The following is a 25,520-nucleotide window of genomic DNA, read 5'->3' on the forward strand; positions in this document are numbered from 1 at the left end:
CCCATTACCCCAGATGTCAGTCGTAATGCGACGCTGGGGCCGTGAATCCCGCTCACAATCAAAAACGGTGGTTATGGGTCCTGGCTTTCGCCAGGACGACGCCGAGAAGCTACGCCTTGTCCCCGGTCGGCGAGAACAGATAGCCGCCGCCGCGGATGGTCCGGATCACCGACGGCTTGGTCGGGTCGAATTCGATCTTGCGGCGGATGCGCATGATGCGCAGGTCGACGGCGCGGTCGAAGGCTTCCGCGTCGCGGGCATTGGCCAGTTCCAGCAGCCGCTCGCGCGACAGCACGCGCTTCGGATTGGCCGCGAACACCTTCAGCAGGCCGAATTCGGAAGCGGTCAGCGGATGCTCATTGCCCTCGTCGTCGCGCAGCGCCTGGGCCTCGAGATCGAGCCATTTGGTGCCGAACCGCACCAGCTGCTCTTTTTCGGCCTTCGCGCTTGCCGGTTCCGGCGCGGCAGTCTTGGCGGGCCCGCTCCGCCGCAGCACCGAGCGGATGCGCGCCATCAATTCGCGCAGCTCGCAGGGCTTTGCCACGTAATCGTCGGCGCCGAGCTCGAGCCCGACCACCCGGTCGATCGGGCTGGCGGTAGCTGTCAGCATGATGACGGGGACGTTGATCTTGCTCTTGAGGTCGCGAATGATCGACAGACCATCCTCCTCGGGCATGTTGAGGTCCAGCACCACGAGATCGGGCGTGCTGCTCTCGATCTCCTTGCGCAGGCTCTTGCCGCCATCGCACAGCGTCACGCCGAAGCCGTGCATCTTGAGGTAATCGCCGACCATCTCGCGGGCGGGCGCCTCATCGTCGACGATGAAGATATGCGGGTTCTGGTTCATGATGTCTCTGTCGCCGGGAGTGTAACCGTAAAGGTCGACCCCTGTCCGGGGCCCGGGCTCTGTGCGGTCACATGGCCGCCATGCATGTCGATGATGCGCTTGACGATGGAAAGGCCGAGGCCGGTCGAGCTTTCGCCCGCGGTCGGCTTGGCCGACAGCCGCTGGAACCGGCCGAACAGCCGGCCGAGATCCTCGGGGCTGAGGCCGGGGCCCTGGTCGGCGATCCGGATCACCGTGTCGTCACCCTCGTGGCTGACCGCGACCGTGATCTTGCCGCCGATCGGCGAGTATTTGATCGCGTTGCTGACGAGGTTGTCGATCGCCTCGCGGATACGGTCGGAGTCGCACATCGTGACGAAGTGCTGCGGCCCCGAGACCGAGATGCTCTGCTGCTTGTTGACGGCCGAGGGCAAATTGGCCTCGGTGACCTCGTTGACGAGCGCCGCGACGTCGACCGGCTCGCGGCGGATGGTGATGTCGAAGGCGTCGGCCATCGCGTCCGAGATCAAATGGTCGACCATCGAGGTCAGCCGCTTGGTGGCGTCCCTGATGTGCTCGACCTGGGCGGTGACGCTTTCCTTCGGCGAGCCGGCGCCGATCAATTCGGTCAGCATCTCGGTGCGGCCGAGGATCACGCCGAGCGGATTCTTCAGATCGTGTGCGACGGTGCCGAGGATTTCATTCTTGAAGCCGTTGGCGCGCTGCAGCCGCAGCCATTGCGCCGACAGCCGCCGGTTGGCCTGCATCAGCGCGCGGGTGCGCTGCGCGACGCGGTCCTCGAGCTGGGCGTTGGCCTCTTGAAGCTGCTGGTAGAGGATCACGTTGTCGAACGCGATCGACAGCCGGCTGGAGAAGATCTCGACCAGCGCGCGGTCGGTGTCGGAGAGCTGGCGCTCGGCCTGCAGCAGCACAACGACCTCGCGGCCGCTGCCGGTGCGCGAATAGAGCACGCTGCGGTGGTCGGCGAACTCGTTCTTGCGGCGCTGGAAGGCTTCCTCCACCATGTGCCGCAGGTCGGGATCGAGCGCCTTCGAGGACGTCGTGCCGATGAAGCGGCTGTAGCAGCCCGAGCAGGCCAGCACCGAGAAATCGGCGGCCGCCGAATTGCCGTCGTCGCGCAGCACCAGGATGCCGGCGCAATCGACATTGAGCAGCGAGGCGAGTTGCGTCAGCACGCCTTCGGCCAGCCGCTGCATCGACTTGAAGTCGTACAGCGTCGAGGCCGCGTCGATGATGATCTCGAGGCCGCGCCTGGTCTGCACCATGCGCTCGAGCTGCTGGTAGCTGCGCAGCGCGGCGGTCAGCGAGGTGAACAGCTTGTCGGCGGTGAGCTCGGTCTTCGCCTTGTAGTCGTTGATGTCGTATTGCACGATGACGCGCCGCTCCGGCGCCTGGCCGGGCTGGCCGGTGCGCAGGATGATGCGGACGGTCTCGTTCTTGATCTCGTTGCGGATGTACTCGACGAGCTCGAGGCCGGCGACGTCGGTCTCCATGATGACGTCGAGCAGCACGGCTGCGATGTCGGGATTGTCCCGCATCAGCGTGCGGCCTTCGGCCGCAGAGTAGGCCGACAGGATCTCCAGCGTCGCGCCGTTCAGATTGTAATCGCTGAGTGCAAAACGGGTGCCTTCATGGACGGCGTGATCGTCGTCGATCACGGCGATCTTCCATTTCCGTACCGGCGAGTCCTCCTGGGGGCTCTCGGTGTCGTCGATCAGTTGGAGGACATCGTCCTGTTCGGCCATTGACTGGTTCCGTCGGCTGCTGCGTCAGTGATCGTGGGCTGTCCCTTGGCGATCCTGGGCATGATAATGCGAAAAGTGGTGCCTTGTCCTACCCTTGACTCCAGCATCATGCGTCCGCCGAGCTGCTGGGTGACGAGGTTATAGACGATATGAAGGCCGAGGCCCGTACCACCTTCGTTGCGGCGCGTCGTAAAGAACGGGTCGAACGCCTGTCGCTGCACGTCCGGCGTCATGCCAGCCCCGTCGTCCGCGAAGATGATCTCGACATCATCAGCGCCGCGGCCGCGGGCCGAGATCGTGATGTTGCCGGAGCGGCCGCCCGCGAAGGCATGATTGACGGCGTTGAGGAAAAGATTGGTTAAGATCTGGCCATAGGCGCCGGGATAGCCGTCGATCAGGAGGCCGTCGGGCACATCGACGGACAGCGCGATCGCGGCCTTCTTCAGCACCGGCCGCAGGCTCGCCACGATCTGGTCGGTCGATTCACTCAAGGCAAACTGGCGGCGCTCGGCATGCGAGCGATCGACGGCGACTTGTTTGAACGACTGGATCAGTTCGCCGGCGCGCTGCAGATTCGAGACCAGTTGCTGCGATGCGTCACGCGAGGCGCGCACGAATTCGTCGAGTTTGGAACGGCGCAGCGGCTCGGTATTCAGGTCGTTCTCGAACATCTCGCTGCGGCGGGCAAAGCTCGAGGCGACCGTCAGGCTGATGCCGATCGGGTTGTTGACCTCGTGGGCGACGCCCGCAACGAGGCCGCCGAGCGCGGCGAGGCGCTCGGCATCGATCAGGTTCTGCTGGGCGGCGTTGAGCTCGAGCAGCGCGCTCTCGGCCTTCTCCTTGGCGGTGCGCAGCTCGTCCTCGGTCTTGCGCTTGGCGATCGCGTTTTCGCGGAACACCTCGACCGCACGCGCCATCGCGCCGACCTCGTCCTTGGCAGAGGTGCCCTGTACCGGCCGGTCGAGGTCGCCCGAGGTGATGGTGCGCATCGCGGCCATGATCTGCGCCAGCGGCAGCCGGATCGACAATGCAATCATGACGCCGGCCGACATGATGACGCCGAGGAAGATCACGGCGATCGACAGCACCCGGCGCGAGATCGACGTCAGCGTCTTGTCGAACGTCTCCTGCGCCTTCTGCTCGCGCTGGCGCATCTTCACCGAGAGATCGTCGATCGCGCCGATCGCATCCGCCTGGCTGGCGTCGATCGAGTTGCGCAACAGATCGGTGCGGTTGGTGAGCTGTTCGCTGAGCTTGCCTAATCCGTCGCGCAGCTCGGCGGTCTTGACCTTGAGCCGCGCCAGCGCCATGCGCTGCAGATCGTTCTCGGCGAGATCGGTCATGACGGGAATCGTCTTCTCGATCGTATCGATGTTGCGGCGGGCTTCCTCGGCCGACGAGGAGGCCAGCGAGAGGTAGTAGGCGTTGGCGGCGACCAGCAGCGAAGTGAAGGCTTCGCGCGACTTGCCGAGCGCGGGCCAGATCAGCGCGTCGCGATGGCCGGTGGCGCCCTCGATGATCGAATAGAGCCCCGCCATGTCCTTGGTCGGCGTCAGCACCTCTTCGTCATAGGTCTTGGAGATCTTGGTCTGTACGGTGCGCAATTCGCCGAAGCCGTCGAGGAAACGACTGGTGACGCGCTCCAGCTGCTCGACCGAGCCCGACAGCATCGGGTCGGTCGAAGCCCGGTTGGTCAGCGTGCCGAGCACCGCTTCGCGGAGCAGCAGGATTTCCGCGAACAGGTCCGGGCTCGGCTGGTTGATGTAGCGATGGATCAGGTTCTGCAGACGGCTGGTCTCGCTTTCGAGCTTGGCCAGGATCTTGTCGGATTCCCGGACCTGGCGGACATCGTCCCAGGCCGAGCCGAGCACCTTCGAGCCGTTCCAGATCAGCACCGCGAGCACGACCACGACGGCGGAATTGAGCAGCGCGATCGAAAGAATGCGCCAGCGGATCGGCACCGCGCGCAGCAACTGGACGATCCGGAAACGGCCCTGCGGCCCAAAGGCCGCCCGCCGTCGCATCGTCCCGTCCTGTTTGGGCGCGTCCAAGATCCGGTCACTCCATGTTGCGGATGCGTTCGATCAGCGCTGATATCGTCGGATCGCGCTCCGCCTTGGCATAGATGCCGGCCATCGCCGCCTCGAACGGCTTACGGTCGAAATCGGTCACGACCTTGACGCCGGCCAGCTCCGCCTGCTTGCGCGAGCGCTCCTCGAGCTCCCGCCACTTCTCGCGCATGTAGATGCTGGAGCGCTGCGCGGCTTCGCGGAAGATGGTCTGCTCGTCCGGCGTGAGGCTGGCCCAGGCCTTGCGTGACATCACCAGCACTTCGGGGCTCACGGTGTGCTGGGTCAAGGTGTAGTAGCCGGCGTATTTGTAGTGGCCGGTGGTGACGAAGGACGGCCAGTTGTTCTCCGCGCCATCGATCAGCCGGTTGGCGAGCCCGGTCAGCACCTGGCCGTAGGCCATCTCGACCGGCTGGGCGCCGAGCGCGCGGATCATCTCCGACATCTGTGCGGATTGCTGCACACGCAGCCGCAGCCCCTTGAGGTCGTCGAGCGAACGCACCGGGCGGACGCTGTTATAGATCGAGCGGGCGCCGGAATCGTAGAAGGTCAGCCCGACGAAGCCGTGGGCCTCGAGACTGTTCAGGATCTCGTTGCCGATCGGTCCATCCAGCACATGTTGCAGGTGCTCAAGGGATCGAAACAGGAACGGCATCGCCAGCACATTCACGGAAGGCACCATGGTTCCGATCAGCGCCACATTGGTCCGGTTCAGGTCGATGGCGCCGGCCCGCGTCTGCTCCAGCGTCTCCTTTTCCTCGCCGAGCTGGCGGGAATGGAAGACCACGATGCGGTGTCGGCCGCCGGTGCGCTCGGCGATCAGGCGGTCCATGTAATTCAGCGCCTGGACCGTCGGATAGTCTTCATTCTGGGTATCGGCGGTGCGGAATTCGCGCGCGAAAGCGCTCGCCGAGACCGCTGTCCATAGCAGCGCAACGGCAAGCGTTATTGTCCGCGAAAGGCCGGCGCGGCGATACACAGGCTACAATTCCCCTTGTGATTTGTGTCCGGGACGGGAGCAAAAGGTTCAACGCTTTTAGCAGAAGGGCAGTGGTTCGCCCATCGGCCAAAACGTTAAAACCGCGCCGCAACCAGCGGTGTCGATTGAATTTGCGGTTGTAGCGCCGTATGACCGCGTGTTGGCATCCGGGAACGGCTCGTCGTGAAGTTCGCCTTGAAGCTCGCCTTGAAGCTCTTGCACCTCGTCCCGCACCTCGTCGTCGCGGCCCTTCTGCTTGTGGCGCCAGCGCAGGCGGCAACCGAGATCATGTGGTGGCACGCGATGTCGGGCGAGCTCGGCAAGCAGCTCGAGCGGCTCGCCGCCGACTTCAACGCCTCGCAATCCGACTACCGGATCGTGCCCGCCTACAAGGGCAACTATACGGAGACCGTCACCGCGGCGATCTTCGCGTTCCGCTCGCGCAGCCAGCCGGCGATCGTTCAGGTCAATGAGATTGCCACCGCAACCATGATGGCGGCGCGCGGTGCGATCTATCCGGTGTTCGAGCTGATGCGCGATCAATCGGAGGCGTTCGCGCCGTCGGCCTATCTGCCCGCGGTGGCCGGCTACTATGCCGATGTCGACGGCAACATGCTGTCGTTCCCGTTCAATGCCTCGACGCCGATCCTCTACTACAACAAGGATATGTTCCGCTCCGCCGGGCTCGATCCGAGCGTGCCTCCGAAGACCTGGCCGGAGCTCGGCGTCGTCGCCAAGCGGCTGCGTGCGGCCGGTGCGATGTGCGGCGTGACCACATCATGGCCATCCTGGATCAATGTCGAGAACTTCTCGGCGTTTCACAATCTGCCGATCGCGACCAAGGCCAACGGCTTCTCCGGGCTCGACGCGCAGCTGATCTTCAACAACCCGCTGGTGGTGCGCCACATCGCGCAACTCGCGCAGTGGCAGGCCGACAAGACCTTCGACTATAGCGGCCGCGGCCAGACCGCCGAGCCGCGCTTTCAGAAGGGGGAGTGCGGTGTCTTCATCGGCTCGTCGGGCACGCGCGCCGACATCAAGGCCAATTCGAAATTCGAGGTCGGCTACGGCATGATGCCGTATGATCCCGACGTGCAGGGCGCGCCGCAGAATTCGATCATCGGCGGCGCGACGCTGTGGGTGCTGCGCGACCGGCCGCGCGCCGAATATGCCGGGGTGGCAAAATTCTTCGCCTATCTGTCGCGGCCCGAGGTGCAGGCCGCCTGGCACCAGAACACGGGTTACCTGCCGATCACCCGCGCCGCATTCGATCTCAGTCGCACGCAGGGATTCTACGAGCGCAATCCCGGCGCCTCGATCTCGATCGAGGAGGTCACGCTGAAGCCGCCGACCGACAATTCCAAGGGCATCCGGCTCGGCTCGTTCGTCCTGATCCGCGACGTGATCGAGGAAGAGCTCGAGCAGGTGTTCGCCGGCAAGCGTTCGGCGCAGGCCGCGATGGACAACGCCGTCGAACGCGGCAACCGCCTGCTGCGCCAGTTCGAGCGCGCCAATCCGGACCGGTGAGGGTGGCCGTCTGGTCTGCTCAACTCCTTGTCCGTCATCCTGAGAGGATGTGAATGTATCGCTCACAAGCGGCGCCACACACTCAGGGTCGTCCTGGCGAAAGCCAGGACCCATTACCCCGGCCGCTCATCGTTGCGCGAGGCTAGGGCCGCGATCCCGCTTACAATCAAATTCGGTGGTTATGGGTCCTGGCTTTCGCCAGGACGACAGTGTTGAGAGGCCGCGCGCGAATGCATCTTCCTTCCCTCACCGACTACGATTCCTACCGCGCCTGGCGCGGCGACACGTCGCGCTGGCTGCCGGTGGCGCGTGACATCGCCGACGGCCACGGCCTGCGCTGCGACGATCCGCATGTGTTCTCGACCGGCACCAATCTCGTCGTCGGGCTCGACCGTGAGCTGATCCTGAAACTGTTCCCGCCGTTTCTGCGGCCGCAATTCGTGTCCGAACGCGGTGCGCTCGCACAACTGCGCGGACGGCTCGGCATTCCGATCCCCGATCTTGTCGCGGAGGGCGAGCGCGACGGCTGGCCCTATCTCGTCATCACGCACCTCGCCGGCACCGTCGGCTCGGAGGTATGGCCATCGCTGTCGGAAGCCGAACGGGAGCGCGTGCTCGGTGAGATCGGCGCCGTGATCGCCGAGGTGCAGCGCGTGCCGCCCGGCAGCCTGCTGGCGATCGAGCCGCGCTGGGAGGCCTTCATGCGCGGGCAGATCGCGCAGTGCCGGGCGCGGCATGAGCGGCTCGGTCTGCCGGCGAAATTCCTCACCTCGCTCGACGATCTCCTGCGTGACGCCGTTGAGTTGATCCCGATGCGCGCGCCGCCGGTGATCCTGACCGGCGAGTACATTCCGGAGAATTTCCTGCTCGGCCGCCGCGCCGACGGCTGGCACGTCGCCGGCCTGTTCGACTTCGGCGACGTCCGCACGGGGTGGGGCGAGTACGACCTGCTCGGTCCCAGCGCCTTCATGGCCGCCGGTCATCCGCGCCGGGTCCGCAGCCTGTTCGACGGCTACGGCATCCCGCGCAGCGAGGTGACGTTCGCGCTGAAGCGGCGGCTGATGGCGCTCATGATGCTGCACTCGGCCAGCGATCCGCTCCGGCACATCTGCATCGCGGGCTGGCCGGACCGGGTCGACGATCTCGTGCAGTTGCAGGAGCTGATCTGGCCCGGCTAGCTGGTTGGGTGCGATATCGGTCGCCAGCCAGAAAGCGAGCAGTGTCTGGGAAGTGCTCATTCATTGAGCAGACAGCCTTCCTTTGTATGCAATGCATGCCGTGCTGATCGACGTCAGAACAAGGTGCCTTCGACGATTTCTTCCATATCTCCTGCGTGTTAGCGCTCCATAAGGTTTCGTTAAGGGTTGGCACAATCCTTGCGATTCGAGTTCCAAGGCCGTTCTCAAGGGCGTTGGAGCATCACATGAAGCGTCGCGATTTCCTCAAATCGGTGTCCGGGCTGGCAGCGGGGGCGCTGGCGCCGACCGCGCCCGCGATCTGGTCGCCGGCCAAGGCCGACGCGCGCTCCGAGACGCTGCTGATCGTCTCCGAAGGCGGTCCCAACAATCTCGATATCCACGGCATCGGCACCAACGTGCCCGGCTATGAAGTGTCGTGGAATTGCTACGACCGGCTGATCAGCCACGAGATGAAGAGCGGTCCGGGCGGCGTGCCCTATTACGACCGCGACAAATTCAAGCCCGAGCTCGCCGAGGACTTCAACATCGGCGACATGTCGGTCACCTTCAAGCTGCGCAAGAACGCCAAATTCCACGACGGCACGCCGGTGACGGCGAAGGACGTCAAATGGTCGCTCGACCGTGCCGTCAGCGTCGGCGGCTTCCCGACCTTCCAGATGAGCGCGGGCTCGCTGACCAAGCCCGAGCAGTTCGTTGTCGTCGATGACCACACGGTGCGCGTCGACTTCCTCAAGAAAGACAAGCTCACGATCCCCGACCTCGCGGTCATCGTGCCCTGCGTCGTCAACTCCGAGCTCGTGAAGAAGAACGCCAGCGAGAAGGATCCGTGGGGCCTCGAATTCACCAAGCAGCAGACCGCCGGCTCCGGCGCCTACAAGGTGACCAAATGGACCGCGGGCACCGAAGTGGTCATGGAGCGCAACGACGACTGGGTCTGCGGTCCGATGCCGAAGATCAAGCGCGTGATCTGGCGCATGGTGCCGCAGGCCGGCAACCGCCGTGCGCTGCTCGAACGCGGCGATGCCGATATCTCCTATGAGCTGCCGTTCAAGGATTTCCAGGAGATGAAGGCGAACGGCAAGCTCAACGTGGTCTCGCTACCGTTCTCCAACGGCATCCAGTACATCGGCATGAACGTCACCAAGCCGCCGTTCGACAATCCCAAGGTACGGCAGGCGATGGCCTACGCGATGCCGTATCAGAAGATCATGGATGCGGTGCTGTTCGGCCTCGCCAACCCGATGTTCGGCGCACCAAAGGACAAGCCGACCGAGGTCGCCTGGCCGCAGCCGACCAAATATGTCACCGACATGGAAAAGGCCAAGGCGCTGCTCGCTGAAGCCGGCTATGCCAACGGCTTCGAGACCACGATCTCGTTCGATCTGAACTTCGCCGGCGTCAACGAGCCGCTCTGCGTGCTGGTGCAGGAGAGCCTCGCGCAGCTCGGCATCAAGACCACCATCAACAAGGTGCCCGGCGCCAACTGGCGCACCGAACTCACCAAGAAGGAAATGCCGCTGTTCACCAACGTGTTCTCGGGCTGGCTCGATTACCCCGAGTACTTCTTCTACTGGTGCTATCACGGCAACAATTCGATCTTCAACACGATGAGCTACAAGTCGCCCGAGATGGACAAGCTCATCGACGGTGCGCGCATCGCTGCCGCCACCGGCGACACCGCGGCCTACGACGCCGACGTCAAGGGCTTCATCGATCTCGCCTTCGCCGACATCCCGCGCATCCCGCTGTATCAGCCGTTCGTCAACGTCGCGATGCAGAAGAACATCTCGGGCTACCAATACTGGTTCCACCGCCGCCTCGACTATCGCGCGATGGCGAAGGGGTGAGATCATGATGAGCGCGCGCAGCGTGTTCGCGTCTCTCTCGATCGCTCCAGGTGAGGTGAGCACCGCTCTCTTATTCCCTTCCTCTTTGCGGAGCACCCTGCAAGGGGGCAGTGCAATCGCACATGAAATTGGAGTGGTAACGGCATCGGCAGCCGGCTCCCTCTCCCGCTTGCGGGGGAGGGTTGGGGTGGGGGCTCTCTCCGCGAGTCATATCGTGGAGAGAGCCCCCACCCGCCGCGCGCTGAGCGCGCGTCGGCCTCCCCCGCAAGCGGGAGAGGCGAAGGGGGCCCGCGGACGATCTCCGCAGACGTCATATGCGATAGCCCTACCCCGCAAGGGGGAAGGGAGTCCCGTCAGTCCCGTTGCCTCACGCTCTTCAAGCCGGGGCATCGTATGCTGACCCTCATCGGCAAGCGGTTGCTGTTCGCGATCCCGTCGCTGATCGGGGTCGTGATCGTGACGTTCCTGCTGACACGTGCGCTGCCGGGCGATCCGGCGGCGTATTTTGCAGGGCCTGCGGCGACCAAGGAGGCGGTCGACCAGATCAGGAAGAAGCTCGGCTTCGACAAGCCGTTGATCGAGCAGTTCGTCCGCTACACCAATGATCTCGCTCATGGCGATCTCGGCACGTCGCTCACCACGGGGCAGCCGGTCGCCGCCGAGCTGCGCAACCGTCTGCCGGCGTCGGCCGAACTCACTCTGCTCGGCCTTGTCGTTTCGATCGTGATCGCGATCCCGCTCGGCGTGCTGGCGGCGACGCGGCCGGGCTCCTGGATCGACCATCTCTGTCGCGTCACCACGACGGCGGGCGTGTCGCTGCCGGTGTTCTTCACCGGCCTCGTGCTGGTTTACGTATTTTATTTTCGGCTCGGCTGGTCGCCGGCGCCGCTCGGCCGGCTCGACGTGTTCTACAGCGCACCGCCGACCGTCACCGGCTTCTATCTCATCGATACGCTCATCGCGCGCGACTTCGAGGCGTTCCGTTCGGCGTTCAGCCAGCTGATCCTGCCGGCGGTGACGCTCGCGATCTTCTCGCTGGCGCCGATCGCGCGCATGACGCGCGCCTCGATGCTGGCGGTGCTGGCGTCCGATTTCGTTCGCACCGCGCGCGCCAGCGGCCTGTCGCCCGGCAAGGTGATTGTGACCTACGCGTTCCGTAACGCGATGCTGCCGGTCATCACCACGCTCAGCATGGTGTTCTCGTTCCTGCTCGGGGCCAACGTGCTGGTGGAGAAGGTGTTCGCCTGGCCCGGCATCGGCTCCTACGCGGTGGAAGCGCTGATCGCGTCCGACTTCGCGCCGGTGCAGGGTTTCGTGCTGACCATGGCGGTCATGTACGTGCTGCTGAATCTGTTGATCGACATCCTCTATGGCGTGATCGATCCGCGCGTCAGGCTGGAAGGGTAGGGAGGACAGATGAGCAGCGTTGCCCCCACTGTTGAGCCGGTCGGTCCCGCGCGCACCTCCGGGCTCGCCGCAGTCTTCGAGCAGACCCGCTACGTGCTGAGCGAAAACAAGGTCACCGGCTTTGCCTTCGCACTCCTGATCCTGATCATGTTTGCCGCGCTGTTCGGGCCTTACGTGGTGCCTTACGATCCGCTTGCCTCGAACACCGCTGCGGCACTGAAGCCGCCGTCCGCCGCGCACTGGTTCGGCACCGATCAGCTCGGCCGCGACATCTTCAGCCGGGTCATCGTGGCAACCAGGCTCGACACTTTCATCGCGGTCGCCTCCGTGGTGCTGGTGTTCCTGATGGGTGGGCTGGCCGGCATCGCCGCCGGCTATTTCGGCGGCTGGACCGATCGCATCGTCGGCCGCATCGCCGATACCATCATGGCGTTCCCGCTGTTCGTGCTGGCGATGGGCATCGTCGCGGCGCTCGGCAACACCGTGCAGAACATCATCATCGCGACCGCGATCGTGAACTTCCCGCTCTATGCCCGCGTCGCACGCGCCGAAGCAAACGTCCGCCGCAACGCCGGCTTCGTGCAGGCGGCTCGGCTCTCCGGCAACGGCGAGTACCGCATCCTGCTCGGGCACATCCTGCCCAACATCATGCCGATCATGATCGTGCAGATGTCGCTCACCATGGGCTATGCAATCCTCAATGCCGCGGGTCTCTCCTTCATCGGCCTCGGCGTCCGGCCGCCGACCGCGGAGTGGGGCATCATGGTTGCCGAGGGCGCCGGCTTCATGGTGTCGGGCGAATGGTGGATCGCGCTATTCCCGGGCCTTGCGCTGATGATCGCGGTGTTCTGCTTCAATTTGCTCGGCGACGGGCTGCGCGACATCGTCGACCCGCAGCGGAGGACGTGATGACTGTCTCAGCACGGTGTTACGCTACCGTTTCGCTACTTTGCATGGGGTTGTTTTGCAGATTTTTGGATGACGCCCCGCGTGAGGGGAGCCGCGCATGACCGCCCAGCCCCTGCTCGACGTCCAGGACCTCACGGTCGAGTTCACGACGCGTCGGGGCATCGTCAAGGCGGTGCAGCACGTGAACATATCGGTCGGCAAGGGCGAGACCGTCGGCATCGTCGGTGAGTCCGGCTCCGGCAAGTCGGTGACATCATATGCGGTGATGCGCATCCTCGATCGCGCCGGCCGGATCGCCGAAGGCTCGGTGATGTTTTCCGGCATCGACGTCAAGTCGGCCTCGGAGAGCCAGATGCGCGATCTGCGCGGCCGCGAAGTCTCGATGATCTTCCAGAATCCGCGCGCGGCGCTCAATCCGATCCGCAAGGTCGGGCACCAGATCGAGGACGTGCTGCGCCAGCATGTGCAGCAGGCGCAGGTCGCCGATCGCGGCGAGAAGGCGATCGAGGCGTTGGAGCAGGTCAAGATCGCGCGTCCGCGCGAGCGCTATCACGCCTATCCGTTCGAGCTCTCCGGCGGCATGTGCCAGCGCGTCGTCATCGCACTGGCGCTGGCCTGCAACCCGCAGCTTCTGATCGCCGACGAGCCGACCACCGGCCTCGACGTCACCACCCAGAAGGCGGTGATGGACCTGATCGTGGAGCTGACCCGGCGCCGATCGATGTCGACGATCCTGATCACGCACGATCTCGGCCTCGCCGCCGCCTATTGCGACCGTGTCGTGGTGATGGAGAAGGGCCGCGTGGTCGAAACCGCAAAGTCGGCCGACATCTTCGCCGCGCCCCAGCATGACTATACCAAGAAGCTGATGCGCGCGACGCCGCGGATCGGGGTGTCGCTCAGGGACTTGTTGCCGGAGGAGGAGGCACCAACATCTCCGTCCGTCATGGCCGGGCATAGCCGTCCGAAGGACGGCGTCGCTTCCGCTCGCCTATGCCCGGCCATCCATCAACCTTCGCAAGACTCACCTTCCTCGATGGACCCCCGGGTCAAGCCCGGGGGCGACGAGAGAAGAGAACCCCTCCTGCTCGTCGAAAAGCTCGTCAAGGAATACCCGCGCCAGGGCACAGGCTCCGTGCTGGCAAAATTGTTCGGTCGCAAGCCGCCGGTCGAGGAGGACATCTTCCGCGCCGTCGACGGCATCAGCTTTTCGATCGACCATGGCGAGAGCGTCGGGCTGGTCGGCGAATCCGGTTGCGGCAAGTCGACAACGTCGATGATGGTGATGCGGCTGCTCGACCAGACCTCCGGCCGCATCGTGTTCGATGGCGAGGACATCGGCGGCATCATGCCGCAATCCTTCGCGCGGCTGCCGCGACGCAGCCAGATCCAGATGGTGTTCCAGGATCCGACCGACAGCCTCAACCCGCGCTTCACCGCGGCGCGCGCGATCGCGGACCCGATCATGCAGCTGGGCGACATCAGGGGGCGCGACGCGCTCCGCGACCGCTGCGAGGAGCTGGCGCGGCTGGTCGGCCTGCCGGTCAATTTTTTGGACCGCTTTCCGCATCAGCTCTCCGGCGGCCAGAAGGCCCGTGTCGGTATCGCGCGCGCGATTGCGCTGCATCCGAAACTCGTCATCCTCGACGAGCCGACCGCAGCACTCGACGTCTCGGTGCAGGCGGTGGTGCTCAATCTGCTGCAGGACCTCAAGCAGTCGATGGGCATGAGCTATCTGTTCGTGTCGCACGATCTCAACGTGGTGCGCCTGCTGTGTGATCGCGTCATCGTGATGCGCAGCGGTCGCATCGTCGAGCAGGGCGCATCCGAACACGTCTTGGGCAATCCGCAGGATGCCTATACAAGGGAGCTGCTCACGGCGATCCCGCATCCGCCGTTGCCGGTGGCTTGAGAAACTCATTGGGAGCGAAATGGACGATCATCTCGACGATTACATGAACGCCGTCGCCCGGACGATGGCGTTGCCGCTGGAAGAAACCTGGCGTCCGGCGGTGCGCGCAAATCTCGAGGTCGCGCTGCGGCTGGCGCGGCTGGTCGATGACTTCCCGCTGCCCGATGACGTCGCCTCGGCCGCCGTCTACTCGACCTGAGATCGCGATGTCCGAAACTCCCGCTTTCATGTCGGCCGCCGAAATCGCGCAGGCCGTATCGAGCCGCAAGATCTCCGCCCTCGCCGCGACCGAAGCGGTCCTCGCGCGCATCGCGGCGCACGACAAGGTCCTCAATGCCTTCACCGACGTCACCGCCGATCGCGCGCGGGCCAAAGCCAAGGCGGTCGACGCCGCGATCGCGACGGGCCAACCGGCCGGCCCGCTTGCCGGCGTGCCCTTCGCGGTGAAGAATCTGTTCGACGTGCAGGGCCTTGCGACCCGTGCCGGTTCCAAGATCAACCGCGACCTGCCGCCGTCGCAGCGCGATGCCACGCTGATCGAGCGGATGGAAGCGGCCGGCGCCGTGCTGGTCGGCGCGCTCAACATGGGCGAATACGCCTACGACTTCACCGGCGAGAACGCGCATGACGGTCCGTCGCGCAATCCGCATGATCCGACGCGGATGGCCGGCGGCTCCTCGGGCGGCTCCGGCAGCGCCGTCGGCGGCGCGCTGGTGCCGATCGCGCTCGGCTCCGATACCAACGGCTCGATCCGGGTGCCGTCGTCATTCTGTGGCACGTTCGGCCTGAAGCCGACCTATGGCCGGCTGTCGCGCGCGCGCTCCTTTCCGTTCGTCGCAAGCTTCGATCATCTCGGTCCGTTTGCGCGCAGCGTGAAAGATCTCGCGCTCGGCTATGACGTGATGCAGGGGCCCGACGCTGAGGATCCCGCCTGCGTCGCGCGAGCGGTTGAGCCGACAGTGCCGCTACTTTCCGAGGGTATCAGCGGGCTGCGGGTTGCGATCGCCGGCGGCTATTTCCAAGAGAACTTGCTGCCGGAGGCTGTCGAGGCGGTCGCGCGCGTGGCAAAGGCGCTCGGCGCAACGCAGACCGTGGAGCTGCCGGAAGCGGCGCGCGCTCGCGCGGCCGCCTTCATCATGACGACGACCGAGGGCGCCGCGCTGCACCTCGATCGGCTGCGCAAACGGCCCCGCGACTTTGACCCGCCGGTGCGCGACCGCCTGATCGCGGGCGCGATGATTCCGGCGGTCTATGTCGACAAGGCGCAGAAATTCCGCCGCTGGTACCGCGCCAAAGTGCTGGAGCTGTTCCAGTCGGTCGACGTGATCCTGGCGCCGGCAACGCCATGTGTGGCGCCGAAAATCGGTCAGGCCACCTTTACGCTCGACGGGGTCGATCTTCCGGTCCGCCCCAATATCGGGATCCACACCCAGCCGATCTCCTTCATCGGCCTGCCGGTGGCCGCCGTGCCGGTGCCGCTTGAACCGATGCCGATCGCCGTGCAGATCATTGCCGCGCCCTGGCGCGAGGACATCGCGCTGCGGGTAGCCTACGCGCTGGAACAGATGGGTGTCGTGGCGGCTCCCGCGCCAAGAGGGATCTAAAATGGAGATCGATCTTCCCGACGTGCTCGCCGAGGTCACCGCGCAGTTCGAGCGTTACGAGCAAGCGCTGGTCTCGAACGATGTCGCCGTGCTCGACGAGCTGTTCCGCAACGACAGCCGGACGCTGCGCTATGGCATTGGCGAGAACCTTTACGGCTACGCCGAGATCGCGGCGTTTCGTGCGGGGCGGCTGGCGGCCGGGCTGATGCGCAAGATCGACCGTACCGTGATCACGACCTATGGCCGCGACACCGCGATCGCCTCGACGCTGTTCTATCGGGACAGCGCACCTAGCCGGGTGGGGCGGCAGATGCAGACATGGATTCGCTTCCCTGAGGGCTGGAGAATCGTCGCCGCACATGTCAGCGTCATTGATGAACCCAAGGGTGTTTGAACAAGGGGGCTTGATCAGGGTGATTGAAAGGGCGTTTCAGCCATGAGCCTGGACGATCTTCCGACCCGCGTGCCGCAGCCGCAGGGCACCGAGCCGGAGCCGCTGGTGCGGCGTGTCGATCGCGCGTCGTCGCTGATCGACAAGACCACCCGCGCCGAAGAGCTGCGGCTGCAGCTCGCCGACGAGATCGTGCGCGGCACGCTGCCGCCGGGCGCGGGGCTCGATGAAACCGATCTGGCGCGCCGCTTCAACGTTTCGCGCACGCCGGTGCGCGAGGCGCTGCGGCAGCTGGCCGCCAGCGGCTTGATCGACGCGCGTGCGCATCGTGGCGCGGTGGTCGCGCGGCCCTCGCTCGAGCGGCTCACCGGCATGTTCGAGGCGATGGCCGAACTGGAGGCGATGTGCGCCGGCCTCGCCGCCGAGCGGATGACGGCGGCGGAGCGCCACGCGTTGGAGGCGGTCCACGAGGAGCTGCGGGTGCTGAGCTACACCGGCAATCCCGAGCGCTTCCACGAGGTCAATGAGCGCTTCCACAACGCGATCTATGTCGGGTCGCAGAACGCCTATATCGCCGAGATCACCCTGGCGACGCGGGTGCGCGTGCAGCCGTTCCGCCGCGCCCAGTTCCGCAATCTCGGGCGTCTGGCAAAATCCCACGCCGAGCACGACCGCGTCGTCGTCGCCATCCTGCGCGGCGACAAGCTAGGTGCTGCGGCTGCGATGCGCGCCCATATCGAGCAGGTGCGCGGCGAATACGAGACCTACGCGGTGTCGGTGTAGGGCTCGCGCTTCGCGCGCCCCGGAATGACGGCAGGAAAGTCGGTTACGTCTTCGTCCGCTCCGCCATGAATGTCCGCCAGCCGCCATAGGCGGAGATATCCTTCGCGCCGGCGATCGCGGCGGGCTCCACGATGAAGCCCTTGGCCTGCCGTCCGTCGGCGAGCCGGAGCGTGCCGATCGCCATCGGCGGCGGAATCGCGGCGACGAATTTTCCGAACGCGGCCGGCGACATCGCCCATAGCTCAAGCTTGATCGTATGACCCGCACCCGCCTCGATGCGCAGCATGCCGGGTTTCGGTGGCGTGGTGTCGAGCGCGTAGAGTCTGTAGTCCGGTGCGGTGACCGTCTGTTCCAGCAGGCGCGCATCGAGCGTTGTCAGCTCGTGATTCAGCGCCATGCCGGAGAGATGCGCGCCGACCACCGCGATCGTGATTTCGTCGGCGCCGGCCGTCGCCGGGATTGCGGCGAGCGGTGGCTGCGGCACTGCCTTGGCGCCGACGGCAAGTCCGGTGTCGGCGTGGAATACGCGGCCGATGCCGGCAAGCTCCGCGTCGCGGCCCGCGGGAGCGAGCAGCGTGATGCCGAACGGCGCGCCATCAGGCCGCATCGCCGCCGGCAGCGCCAGGCCGCACAGATCGAGCAGGTTGACGAAATTGGTGTAGGTGCCGAGCCGCGAGTTGAGCTCGATCGGGTTGGCCAGCACGTCGGCGGTGGAATAGATCGTCGGGGCAGTCGGCAGCACGATGGCATCGCACTGCGCGAAGGTGCGCGCGGCAATGCGGCGCAGCGCCTGCAGGCGGTAGAGCGCGGAGAAGGTATCGGCGGCGGTCGGCCGCGCGCCGCCGATCGTGATCTCGCGTGTCACCGGATGGATCGCGTCCGGCGACGACGCCAGGAGGTCGCGGATCACGAGATAGCGCTCGGCGACCCAGGGGCCCTCATAGAGCAGCCGCGCGGTCTCGTAGAACGGCTCGAGGTCGAATTCGACGAGCTCGGCGCCGATCGTCCGCCAGCGTTTCAGTGCTTCGCCATAGGCCTTCTCGGCCTCGCGGTCGCCGAAGAAGATCAATTGGCCGCCCTTGGGAATGCCGAGCTTGAGCTTGGCCGGAAACGCCGCGAGAGCTGCCAGCGGCCGGTCGCGCGAGAACGGATCGGCCTCATCCGGCCCGGCCATCACGGCAAGCGTGGTCAATGCGTCATCGACGGTGAGCGAGAAAACCGAGATGCAGTCGAGCGTGCGGCAGGCCGGCACCAGCCCGGCGTTCGAGATCAACCCGAGGCTCGGCTTGAGGCCGACGATGTTGTTGAGCATCGCCGGCACGCGGCCGCTGCCCGCGGTGTCGGTGCCGAGCGATAGCGGTACGAGGCCCGCTGACACCGCGACCGCGGAGCCCGAGCTCGATCCGCCCGGCACGAGATCGCCGCGGACCGGATTCTTGGGAATGCCGTAGGGCGAGCGCACGCCGACCAGGCCGGTGGCGAACTGGTCGAGATTGGTCTTGCCGATGATGATGGCGCCGGCCGCGCGCAGTTTTGCCACCGCCGTGGAGTCCTTCGCCGGCACATAGGAGAACGCCGGGCAGGCGGCCGTGGTCGGCAGGCCCTTGACGTCGATATTGTCCTTCACCGCGACCGGCACGCCATAAAGCGGCAGCGTCGGGTCCGCAAGCCGCGCGGCCTCGGCCAGCGCGTCCCTCTCGTCGCGGAGGCTGATGAAGATGGCCGCATCGTCGTGCTCGCGGATGCGCTGGTAGCTGCGCGCCACCGTTTGCGACGGCGTCATGGTTCCGGCGCGGTGTGCAGCAACGATCGCGGCGACAGTTTCAGTCACGTGGTTGGCCTCGTCTCTGGCGCGGTGAGGCATCGGGTGCCCGCCGCGAGGGAATTGCAGCCTGATCGAAGCAAGCAATGTGCCATTGTGTACAATTTGCCTGCACCCGCGGCGCGACGGATTATTGCACAATATCAGTTGCTTGAAATGGCCGCTGGGTGCCGCGGAGCGCGGGTGTGAGAGACGTGATTGCCCAATTTGAGGGCAGATTTGACCAAGCCGAAATCCGGTCGATCGATCAGGTGAAGCAGGCAAGGATCTGCAACAGCCGCTCCCGGTTTTCCTTGCCGATCTTGTCGGCGACATGCCGCTCGTGCTCGGCGGCGAGCCGCTTGAATTGGGCCAGCGCGGTCTTGCCGCGCCCGGTCAGATGCAGCGCGTGGGAGCGGCGGTCGGTGGCGGAAGGGATGCGGCTGACGAAGGCGCGCTCTTCCAGACTGTCGAGCAGATGCACCAGCCGCGCGCGCTCGATCCCGAGCCGTTTCGCGACTGCCATCTGGCTCAGGCCCGGATTGGCCCCGATCACGGTCATGACCGAATATTGGGTCGGGCGGATGTCGACCGTTGCCAGCGTCTTGACGAAGTCCTGGAATATCCAGAGTTGGAAGCGCCGCACCGCATAGCCGGCGTGGCCGACCAGCGCGTCGAGGCCGATGTCATCGCCAGTGTCACCGCCATTCGCCCGGCCATTCGCCGCGCGCGCCTGGGGGCGGCGGATTGCCGCTCTTGTTCCTGCCGCCTTGCGCGACGTCTTTTGCTGGCTTGCCATGACCGTAACGCTAGCGCGCTTGAGGCGGGAGGGAAAGATTGTTGTTGACGACAACAATTGATGTCCGCAACATTATGGCCAAAGAGCCCGGCCGGGACTGCGCCGCCGCACCATGTTGCAGCGCGATCCTGATAAGATACGGGCGAGGAGGAAACCATGACGATGGCCGCCAGCGGAGACGATCCGCACCGCCTGTTCGCGACGCCTGCGATCGTTGCCGATATCAGGGATGACGGCAGCATCCTGGTCCGCTCCACCACGCCGCTGCAAGACAGCGCCCGCTGCGTCGGCGACTGGCTGGAGCACTGGGCGCGGCAGGCGCCGGATCGCATCTTCCTCGGCGAGCGCGCCAGCGCCGAAGCGCCCTGGAGCACCGTCAGCTATCGCGATGCGGTCGCCATCGTGCGGCGGGCCGCATCGTGGGTCTTGGCACAAGGGCTGAGCACGGAACGGCCGCTCGTCATCCTCGCCGACAACGGCATCGATCACGCGCTGTTCGCGCTCGCCGCCCAGCATGTCGGCGTGCCTTCGGCTGCGATCTCGCCGGCCTATTCGCTGATGTCCCGGGATTTCGACAAGCTGAAGAGTATGATTGCGCTGCTCGATCCCGGTGCGATCTATGTCGCGAGCACAAAATCGTTCGCCGCGGCGCTTGCGGCGATCGCGCCGCTGCATCGGGCGACCGTCGTCAGCGGCAATCCCGAAGATGCCGATGCGCTGGCGTTCCGCACTGTCGCGGCGACGCCTGAATCACCTGATGTCGCCACCGCCTTCGCCGCGGTGACGCCGGACACGATCGCGAAATTCCTGTTCACCTCGGGCTCGACAGGCACGCCGAAGGCCGTGATTAACACCCAGCGCATGCTGACCTCGAGCCAGCAGGCGAAGGCGCAGACCTGGACGTTCCTGGAGCAGTCCCGCGAGGCGTTGGTGATCCTCGATTGGCTGCCCTGGAGCCACACCTTCGGCGCCAACCACAATTTCAATCTGGTGCTGCGCAACGGCGGCACGCTCTATATCGACGGCGGCAAGCCGGCGCCCGGCCTGTTCGCGACCTCGCTCGCCAATCTGCGCACCGTGGTGCCGACGGTCTATTTCAACGTGCCGCGCGGCTTCGACATGCTGATCGCGGCGCTGCGCACCGACGAGGAATTGCGCCGCAAGTTCTTCGAGGGCACCAAATTCGCCTTCTATGCCGGCGCGGCGCTGCCGCAGAATCTGTGGGACGCGCTGGAGGAATTGTCGCTGCAAACCGTGGGACGACGCCTGCCGATGGTGTCGGCTTGGGGATCGACCGAAACCTCGCCGCTGGCGACTGATTGCCACTTCCTCGCAAAGCGCTCCGGCAATATCGGGGTGCCGATCCCCGGCACGGAGCTGAAACTCGTGCCCTCCGGCGACAAGCTCGAGGTCCGCGTGCGCGGGCCCAATGTCACGCCAGGTTACTGGAAGGCGCCCGAACTTACCGCCGAGGCCTTCGATGACGAGGGCTTTTACAAAATCGGCGACGCCGTCACCTTCGCCGATCCCGCCCGGCCCGATCTCGGCCTGTTCTTCGACGGCCGTGTGGCGGAGGATTTCAAGCTCAATTCCGGCACCTGGGTCAGCGTCGGCACCTTGCGCGTGGCCGGTATCGCGGCGCTGGCGCCGCTTGCGCAGGATATCGTCGTCACCGGCCACGGCCGCGACGAGGTGCGCTTCCTGGTGTTCCCGAACCTCGCCGCCTGCCGTGCGCTCGCAGGACTGCCCGAGAGCGCCGGCGCGCAGGAGGCGATCGGCCATCCGGCGGTCCGTTCCGCGATCGGGCAGGGGCTGGCACGGCTGAAGGCGCAGGGCGGCCATTCCTCCGGCCATGCCACCCGCGCGCTGCTGCTCGCTGAGCCTGCCTCGGTCGACGGCGGGGAGATCACCGACAAGGGCTACATCAACCAGCGCGCCGTGCTGACGCGCCGCAGCGCAGCGGTGGCGGTGCTCGAGGACGACGCGTCGGGTGAGCCGATAGCCTGCGCGGGCTGAGATTACTCGCTGAATTGACCGACACTTCCAGTCGCCGCATCGGAAGTATGTTCCCTCTCCCGCTTGCGGGGGAGGGCTAGGGTGGGGGCTTTCTCCGCAAATCGCATCGTGGCGAGAGCCCCCACCCAGATCGCATCTTGCGATGCGATCTGACCTCCCCCGCAAGCGGGAGAGGTAAAGGGAGCCAGCGGATACAGTCGGCAAAAAGCGGCACGTTCGCCCCCCTCGTCCGAGCCGGTTCCGCCCTGCTTCCTCTCGCCGCGCCGCACACGCTCGCGTTTTTAGTTGCCATAGCAACTAAGCTGTGCGAGTTTCCGCACCCATAGGGACAGGGCCGGTCAACGGCCATGCATTTGGGAGGACAATGTTGCGCAGCACGGCGCGAACGGCACGAATGGACAACCGGGCGAGTATCACGAGGGCCCAGGGCGTCGCCGGCGGTCCCGCCGTCCGGTCAGGTCGTGCTTTGCCCGGTCACGGCGCCGAGATTCTCATGCAGCCGGCGCAGCAGGTCGATCAGCACCTCGCGCTCGTCCTTTTTCAGGCACGACAGCAGCCGCCGCTCGCGCTCCAGCGCCGCGACGATGACTTTGTCGTGGATCGCGCGGCCGCGCGCTGTCAGGGTGATCGAATGGGTGCGGCCGTCGTCGGGCGCGGTGCGGATCGTCAGCAGGCCGCGCTTCTGCAACGCCGCGAGGTTGCGGCTGACCGGGCCCTTGTCGAAGCCGATCACCTGGCAGATCCGGGAGGCGGGAATGCCCGGCTCGATCGCCAGTTGCGAGATGATCCGCCACTCGGTGACGTTGACGCCGAAATTCTTCTGGTAAAACGCGGTGGCGCTGTTCGACAGCTTGTTGCCGATAAAGGTGATGAACGCCGGCACATAGCGATTGAGGTCCAGCAGCGGGCCATCGGTGGCATCTGCGGGATCGGCCGGTCTTGGCCGGCGGGGCTTTCGGGGGAGGGGCTGGCTGCTCATTTCTCAAATCATCGCTGCGAAACTGTTCGGGAGCAATAGACATGCGGCCCGTATTGACAAGATCAAACCTCGGGAGGTCCCGATGACTGCAACAGAAGCCGCGTCCGTCCCGCATCTCGACGTCGATCCGTTCGCGCTCGAGTTCTTCGCCGACCCGTTCCCGACCCATCAGCGGCTGCGCGAGGCCGGGCCGGTGGTCTATCTCGACAAGTGGAATGTCTACGGCGTGGCACGCTATGCCGAGGTCCATGCCGTCCTGAACGATCCCGCGACGTTCTGCTCCAGCCGCGGCGTTGGCCTCAGCGACTTCTCCAAGGAGAAGCCATGGCGGCCGCCGAGCCTGATCCTGGAGGCCGACCCGCCGGCGCACACCCGCACCCGCACCGTGTTGAGCACCGTGCTGTCGGCGACCGTGATGAAGCAGCTTCGCGGGCAATTTGCCGCCGCGGCGGAGGCCCGGGTCGATGTGCTGCTGGAGAAGCGCCGTTTCGACGCGATCGAGGACCTCGCGGAAGCCTATCCGCTGTCGATCTTCCCGGACGCGCTGGGCTTGCGGCCGGAGGGCCGTGAGCATCTGCTGCCCTACGCAAGCCTGGTGTTCAACGCCTTCGGGCCGCCGAACGAACTGCGCAAGCAGGCGATCGAGCGCTCCGCGCCGCACCAGAGCTACATCGCCGAGCAGTGTCAGCGCGACAATCTCACCCCAGGCGGCATCGGCGCCTGTATCCACGCCCACGTCGATAGCGGCGCCATTACCGCGACCGAGGCGCCGCTGCTGGTGCGCTCGCTGCTCTCGGCCGGTCTCGACACCACCGTCAACGGCATCGGCGCCGCCGTCTACTGCCTCGCCCGCTTCCCCGACCAGTTCGAGAGGTTGCGCAGTGATCCGACGCTGGCGCGCAACGCATTCGAGGAAGCCGTGCGGTTCGAAAGTCCGGTCCAGACTTTCTTCCGCACCACGACCCGCGACGTCGAGCTCAGCGGGGCCACCATTCCCGAAGGCGAGAAGGTGCTGATGTTCCTGGCCGCGGCCAATCGTGATCCGCGCCGCTGGGAAGCGCCCGACAGCTACGACATCACGCGCCGGACGTCGGGCCATGTCGGCTACGGCTCGGGCATCCATATGTGCGTCGGCCAGCTCGTCGCCCGCCTTGAGGGCGAAGTGATGATGGCGGCGCTGGCGCGTCGTGTCGCCAGGATCGAAATATCAGGCGAGCCGAAGCGGCTTTTCAACAACACGCTACGCGGGCTGAGCAGCCTGCCGGTCGAGATCACGCCGGCCTGACGAGACGCTCAATACCGCCAAAAGGTTGGTTGAGCAAACATGGGAGGGGATACGATGAGGGGCTTCGGGTTTGGGCGATTGAGGATTGGACGATTTAGGATTGGACTTACGCTGGCGTTGGCCTGCGCCGCCGGCAGCGCACGTGCGGAGATATCCGACAATGTCGTGCGCGTCGGCGTGCTCAACGACATTTCGGGCATCTTCCAGGACACCAACGGCATGGGCTCGGTGGAAGCCGCGCGCATGGCGGCGGAGGATTTCAATGGCGGCGGCAAGGGCATCAAGGTCGAGATCGTCTATGCCGATCACCAGAACAAGGCCGACGTCGGCTCTGCGATCGCGCGCAAATGGCTCGATGTCGAAGGCGTCGATGCCATCGTCGACGTGCCGAACTCGGCGGTCGGGCTCGCCATCAACACCGTGCTGCGCGACTCGAGGATGACGTTCCTGGCGTCGTCGACCGCAAGCTCGGACCTCACGGGCAAGGCCTGCTCGCCGAACACCATTCAATGGGTCAACGACGCCTGGGCGACCGGCAACACCACCGCGGCCGCGATGATGCAGCGTGGCGGCAAGGACTGGTACTTCGTGACCGTCGACTACGCGCTCGGCAAAGGCATTGAAGCCGAGGCGACCAACTACATCGAGAAGCACGGCGGCAAGGTGCTGGGATCGAGCAAGCATCCGCTCGGCACGTCGGATTTCGCCTCCTTCCTGCTGCAGGCGCAGAACTCGAAAGCAAAGGTGATCGGCCTCGCCAATGCCGGCGGCGACACCATCAACGCAGTGAAGCAGGCGGCCGAGTTCGGAATCCAGGAGGGCGGCCAGACCATGGTGGCGTTCCTGCTGTTCGTCAACGACGTCCACGGCATGGGCCTGAAGGTCGCGCAGGGCCTGCAACTGCTCGAAGCCTTCTACTGGGATATGAACGACGACACCCGCGCGTTCGCGAAACGCTTCGCCGCGCGGCCCGGCATGAACGGCAAGATGCCGAGCGGCAACCAGGCCGGCGTATACGCCTCGACGCTCGCCTATCTCAACGCCGTCGCCGCCACCGGCAGCGACGACGCCAAGGTCGTGGTGCCGCAGATGAAGACCTTCAAGGGCAAGGACAAGCTGTTCGGCGACACCACGATCCGCCAGGACGGCCGCGTCATCCACCCGATGTATCTGTTCGAGGTGAAGAAGCCGGAGGAGTCGAAGTACCCCTACGACTATTACAAGCTGATCGCGACTATCCCGGCCGAGCAGGCGTTCCGGCCGATCGCCGATGGCGGGTGCTCGCTGGTGAAGTGAGGTTGCCGCCGGGGACACGACCGCATCCTCCCCTGGAGGGGGAGGATCGGTTCGCATGAGAATGCGAACCGAGGTGGGGTGAAGGTCCCTCCAGTCGAACAGTGCCCGCGTTGAGAGATCACCCC

The 25,520-nt window shown here is 65.5% G+C and carries 20 protein-coding genes; 13 read left to right on the top strand and 7 right to left on the bottom strand.

Annotation, left to right across the window (positions count from 1 at the left end):
• Nucleotides 1-109: 109 nt before the first annotated feature.
• The 4 genes from Q0030_RS15445 to Q0030_RS15460 are packed head-to-tail and all read right to left on the bottom strand — an operon-like array spanning nt 110 to nt 5,640.
• Nucleotides 110-847 (bottom strand): response regulator, encoded by a 738-nt coding sequence (locus tag Q0030_RS15445; RefSeq protein WP_029082958.1) that lies wholly within the window; start codon nt 845-847, stop codon nt 110-112.
• Nucleotides 844-2,592 (bottom strand): DUF3369 domain-containing protein, encoded by a 1,749-nt coding sequence (locus Q0030_RS15450; RefSeq protein ID WP_298368462.1) that lies wholly within the window; start codon nt 2,590-2,592, stop codon nt 844-846. The genes Q0030_RS15445 and Q0030_RS15450 overlap by 4 nt, the downstream gene beginning before the upstream one ends.
• Entirely contained in the window at nt 2,562-4,616 is a 2,055-nt protein-coding gene (locus Q0030_RS15455) for a HAMP domain-containing sensor histidine kinase (protein ID WP_298368464.1), read from the bottom strand. Before Q0030_RS15455 ends, Q0030_RS15450 begins: the two co-directional genes overlap by 31 nt.
• Before the next feature lie 34 nt (nt 4,617-4,650).
• Nucleotides 4,651-5,640, bottom strand: a complete 990-nt coding sequence (locus Q0030_RS15460; protein ID WP_298368466.1) for a TRAP transporter substrate-binding protein — start codon at nt 5,638-5,640, stop codon at nt 4,651-4,653.
• Between the two features lie 216 nt (nt 5,641-5,856).
• Between Q0030_RS15460 and ugpB the strand changes: the two genes are divergently transcribed.
• From ugpB to Q0030_RS15510, 10 genes are all read left to right on the top strand, one after another.
• Nucleotides 5,857-7,167 (top strand): sn-glycerol-3-phosphate ABC transporter substrate-binding protein UgpB, encoded by a 1,311-nt coding sequence (gene ugpB / locus Q0030_RS15465; protein WP_298368807.1) that lies wholly within the window; start codon nt 5,857-5,859, stop codon nt 7,165-7,167.
• Nucleotides 7,168-7,397: 230 nt separating this feature from the next.
• A complete protein-coding gene (locus tag Q0030_RS15470) occupies nt 7,398-8,345 on the top strand; it encodes an aminoglycoside 3'-phosphotransferase/choline kinase family protein (RefSeq protein ID WP_298368469.1) in 948 nt (315 codons plus the stop codon).
• A 245-nt stretch (nt 8,346-8,590) separates the two neighbouring features.
• On the top strand, nt 8,591-10,213 hold the full coding sequence (locus Q0030_RS15475; RefSeq protein WP_298368472.1) for an ABC transporter substrate-binding protein: 1,623 nt from the start codon (nt 8,591-8,593) through the stop codon (nt 10,211-10,213).
• A gap of 393 nt (nt 10,214-10,606) precedes the next feature.
• Nucleotides 10,607-11,620 (top strand): ABC transporter permease, encoded by a 1,014-nt coding sequence (locus tag Q0030_RS15480; protein ID WP_298368475.1) that lies wholly within the window; start codon nt 10,607-10,609, stop codon nt 11,618-11,620.
• A 9-nt stretch (nt 11,621-11,629) separates the two neighbouring features.
• Entirely contained in the window at nt 11,630-12,529 is a 900-nt protein-coding gene (locus tag Q0030_RS15485; protein WP_298368477.1) for an ABC transporter permease, read from the top strand.
• Between the two features lie 97 nt (nt 12,530-12,626).
• A complete protein-coding gene (locus tag Q0030_RS15490; protein WP_298368480.1) occupies nt 12,627-14,441 on the top strand; it encodes an ABC transporter ATP-binding protein in 1,815 nt (604 codons plus the stop codon).
• Nucleotides 14,442-14,460: 19 nt separating this feature from the next.
• Nucleotides 14,461-14,640: a DUF4089 domain-containing protein gene (locus tag Q0030_RS15495; RefSeq protein ID WP_298368483.1), complete on the top strand. Its 180-nt coding sequence runs from the start codon at nt 14,461-14,463 to the stop codon at nt 14,638-14,640.
• 28 nt (nt 14,641-14,668) lie between these two features.
• A complete protein-coding gene (locus Q0030_RS15500; protein WP_298368810.1) occupies nt 14,669-16,045 on the top strand; it encodes an AtzE family amidohydrolase in 1,377 nt (458 codons plus the stop codon).
• Between the two features lies 1 nt (nt 16,046).
• Nucleotides 16,047-16,439 carry an oxalurate catabolism protein HpxZ gene (hpxZ, locus tag Q0030_RS15505; RefSeq protein ID WP_298368486.1) on the top strand — a complete coding sequence of 131 codons (393 nt, stop codon included), beginning with the start codon at nt 16,047-16,049 and terminating at the stop codon, nt 16,437-16,439.
• A 42-nt stretch (nt 16,440-16,481) separates the two neighbouring features.
• Nucleotides 16,482-17,219: a GntR family transcriptional regulator gene (locus Q0030_RS15510; RefSeq protein WP_298368488.1), complete on the top strand. Its 738-nt coding sequence runs from the start codon at nt 16,482-16,484 to the stop codon at nt 17,217-17,219.
• A gap of 43 nt (nt 17,220-17,262) precedes the next feature.
• On the opposite strand, the gene atzF is transcribed toward Q0030_RS15510, so the two are convergent.
• Nucleotides 17,263-19,083, bottom strand: a complete 1,821-nt coding sequence (atzF, locus tag Q0030_RS15515) for an allophanate hydrolase (protein WP_298368491.1) — start codon at nt 19,081-19,083, stop codon at nt 17,263-17,265.
• Between the two features lie 205 nt (nt 19,084-19,288).
• Complete coding sequence (locus Q0030_RS15520) at nt 19,289-19,819, bottom strand: MarR family transcriptional regulator (protein WP_298368493.1); 531 nt, start codon at nt 19,817-19,819, stop codon at nt 19,289-19,291.
• 156 nt (nt 19,820-19,975) lie between these two features.
• Here Q0030_RS15520 and Q0030_RS15525 point away from each other — a divergent pair, with 156 nt between their 5' ends.
• On the top strand, nt 19,976-21,835 hold the full coding sequence (locus Q0030_RS15525; RefSeq protein ID WP_298368496.1) for a feruloyl-CoA synthase: 1,860 nt from the start codon (nt 19,976-19,978) through the stop codon (nt 21,833-21,835).
• Between the two features lie 454 nt (nt 21,836-22,289).
• Here the strand turns inward: Q0030_RS15525 and Q0030_RS15530 are convergent, their stop codons facing one another.
• Entirely contained in the window at nt 22,290-22,814 is a 525-nt protein-coding gene (locus tag Q0030_RS15530; protein WP_029082941.1) for a MarR family winged helix-turn-helix transcriptional regulator, read from the bottom strand.
• 82 nt (nt 22,815-22,896) lie between these two features.
• On the opposite strand from Q0030_RS15530, the gene Q0030_RS15535 reads away from it, so the two are divergent.
• Both Q0030_RS15535 and Q0030_RS15540 read left to right on the top strand, forming a co-directional pair.
• A complete protein-coding gene (locus tag Q0030_RS15535; protein ID WP_298368501.1) occupies nt 22,897-24,099 on the top strand; it encodes a cytochrome P450 in 1,203 nt (400 codons plus the stop codon).
• 117 nt (nt 24,100-24,216) lie between these two features.
• A complete protein-coding gene (locus Q0030_RS15540; protein ID WP_298368503.1) occupies nt 24,217-25,395 on the top strand; it encodes an ABC transporter substrate-binding protein in 1,179 nt (392 codons plus the stop codon).
• Nucleotides 25,396-25,520: the final 125 nt, after the last annotated feature.

This window comes from uncultured Bradyrhizobium sp. (assembly GCF_947648125.1).
Classification (GTDB): domain Bacteria; phylum Pseudomonadota; class Alphaproteobacteria; order Rhizobiales; family Xanthobacteraceae; genus Bradyrhizobium.

What these genes read in the sequence shown, in the direction of transcription:
- Q0030_RS15455 (WP_298368464.1), bottom strand. Translation starts at nt 4,616, where the DNA reads ATGCGACGGCGGGCGGCCTTTGGGCCGCAGGGCCGTTTCCGGATCGTC.
- Q0030_RS15495 (WP_298368483.1), top strand. Translation starts at nt 14,461, where the DNA reads ATGGACGATCATCTCGACGATTACATGAACGCCGTCGCCCGGACGATG.
- atzF (WP_298368491.1), bottom strand. Translation starts at nt 19,083, where the DNA reads ATGCCTCACCGCGCCAGAGACGAGGCCAACCACGTGACTGAAACTGTC.
- hpxZ (WP_298368486.1), top strand. Translation starts at nt 16,047, where the DNA reads ATGGAGATCGATCTTCCCGACGTGCTCGCCGAGGTCACCGCGCAGTTC.
- Q0030_RS15490 (WP_298368480.1), top strand. Translation starts at nt 12,627, where the DNA reads ATGACCGCCCAGCCCCTGCTCGACGTCCAGGACCTCACGGTCGAGTTC.
- Q0030_RS15525 (WP_298368496.1), top strand. Translation starts at nt 19,976, where the DNA reads ATGACGATGGCCGCCAGCGGAGACGATCCGCACCGCCTGTTCGCGACG.
- Q0030_RS15500 (WP_298368810.1), top strand. Translation starts at nt 14,669, where the DNA reads ATGTCGGCCGCCGAAATCGCGCAGGCCGTATCGAGCCGCAAGATCTCC.
- Q0030_RS15480 (WP_298368475.1), top strand. Translation starts at nt 10,607, where the DNA reads ATGCTGACCCTCATCGGCAAGCGGTTGCTGTTCGCGATCCCGTCGCTG.
- Q0030_RS15535 (WP_298368501.1), top strand. Translation starts at nt 22,897, where the DNA reads ATGACTGCAACAGAAGCCGCGTCCGTCCCGCATCTCGACGTCGATCCG.
- Q0030_RS15445 (WP_029082958.1), bottom strand. Translation starts at nt 847, where the DNA reads ATGAACCAGAACCCGCATATCTTCATCGTCGACGATGAGGCGCCCGCC.
- Q0030_RS15530 (WP_029082941.1), bottom strand. Translation starts at nt 22,814, where the DNA reads ATGAGCAGCCAGCCCCTCCCCCGAAAGCCCCGCCGGCCAAGACCGGCC.
- Q0030_RS15450 (WP_298368462.1), bottom strand. Translation starts at nt 2,592, where the DNA reads ATGGCCGAACAGGACGATGTCCTCCAACTGATCGACGACACCGAGAGC.
- Q0030_RS15475 (WP_298368472.1), top strand. Translation starts at nt 8,591, where the DNA reads ATGAAGCGTCGCGATTTCCTCAAATCGGTGTCCGGGCTGGCAGCGGGG.
- Q0030_RS15510 (WP_298368488.1), top strand. Translation starts at nt 16,482, where the DNA reads ATGAGCCTGGACGATCTTCCGACCCGCGTGCCGCAGCCGCAGGGCACC.
- Q0030_RS15470 (WP_298368469.1), top strand. Translation starts at nt 7,398, where the DNA reads ATGCATCTTCCTTCCCTCACCGACTACGATTCCTACCGCGCCTGGCGC.
- Q0030_RS15485 (WP_298368477.1), top strand. Translation starts at nt 11,630, where the DNA reads ATGAGCAGCGTTGCCCCCACTGTTGAGCCGGTCGGTCCCGCGCGCACC.
- Q0030_RS15520 (WP_298368493.1), bottom strand. Translation starts at nt 19,819, where the DNA reads ATGGCAAGCCAGCAAAAGACGTCGCGCAAGGCGGCAGGAACAAGAGCG.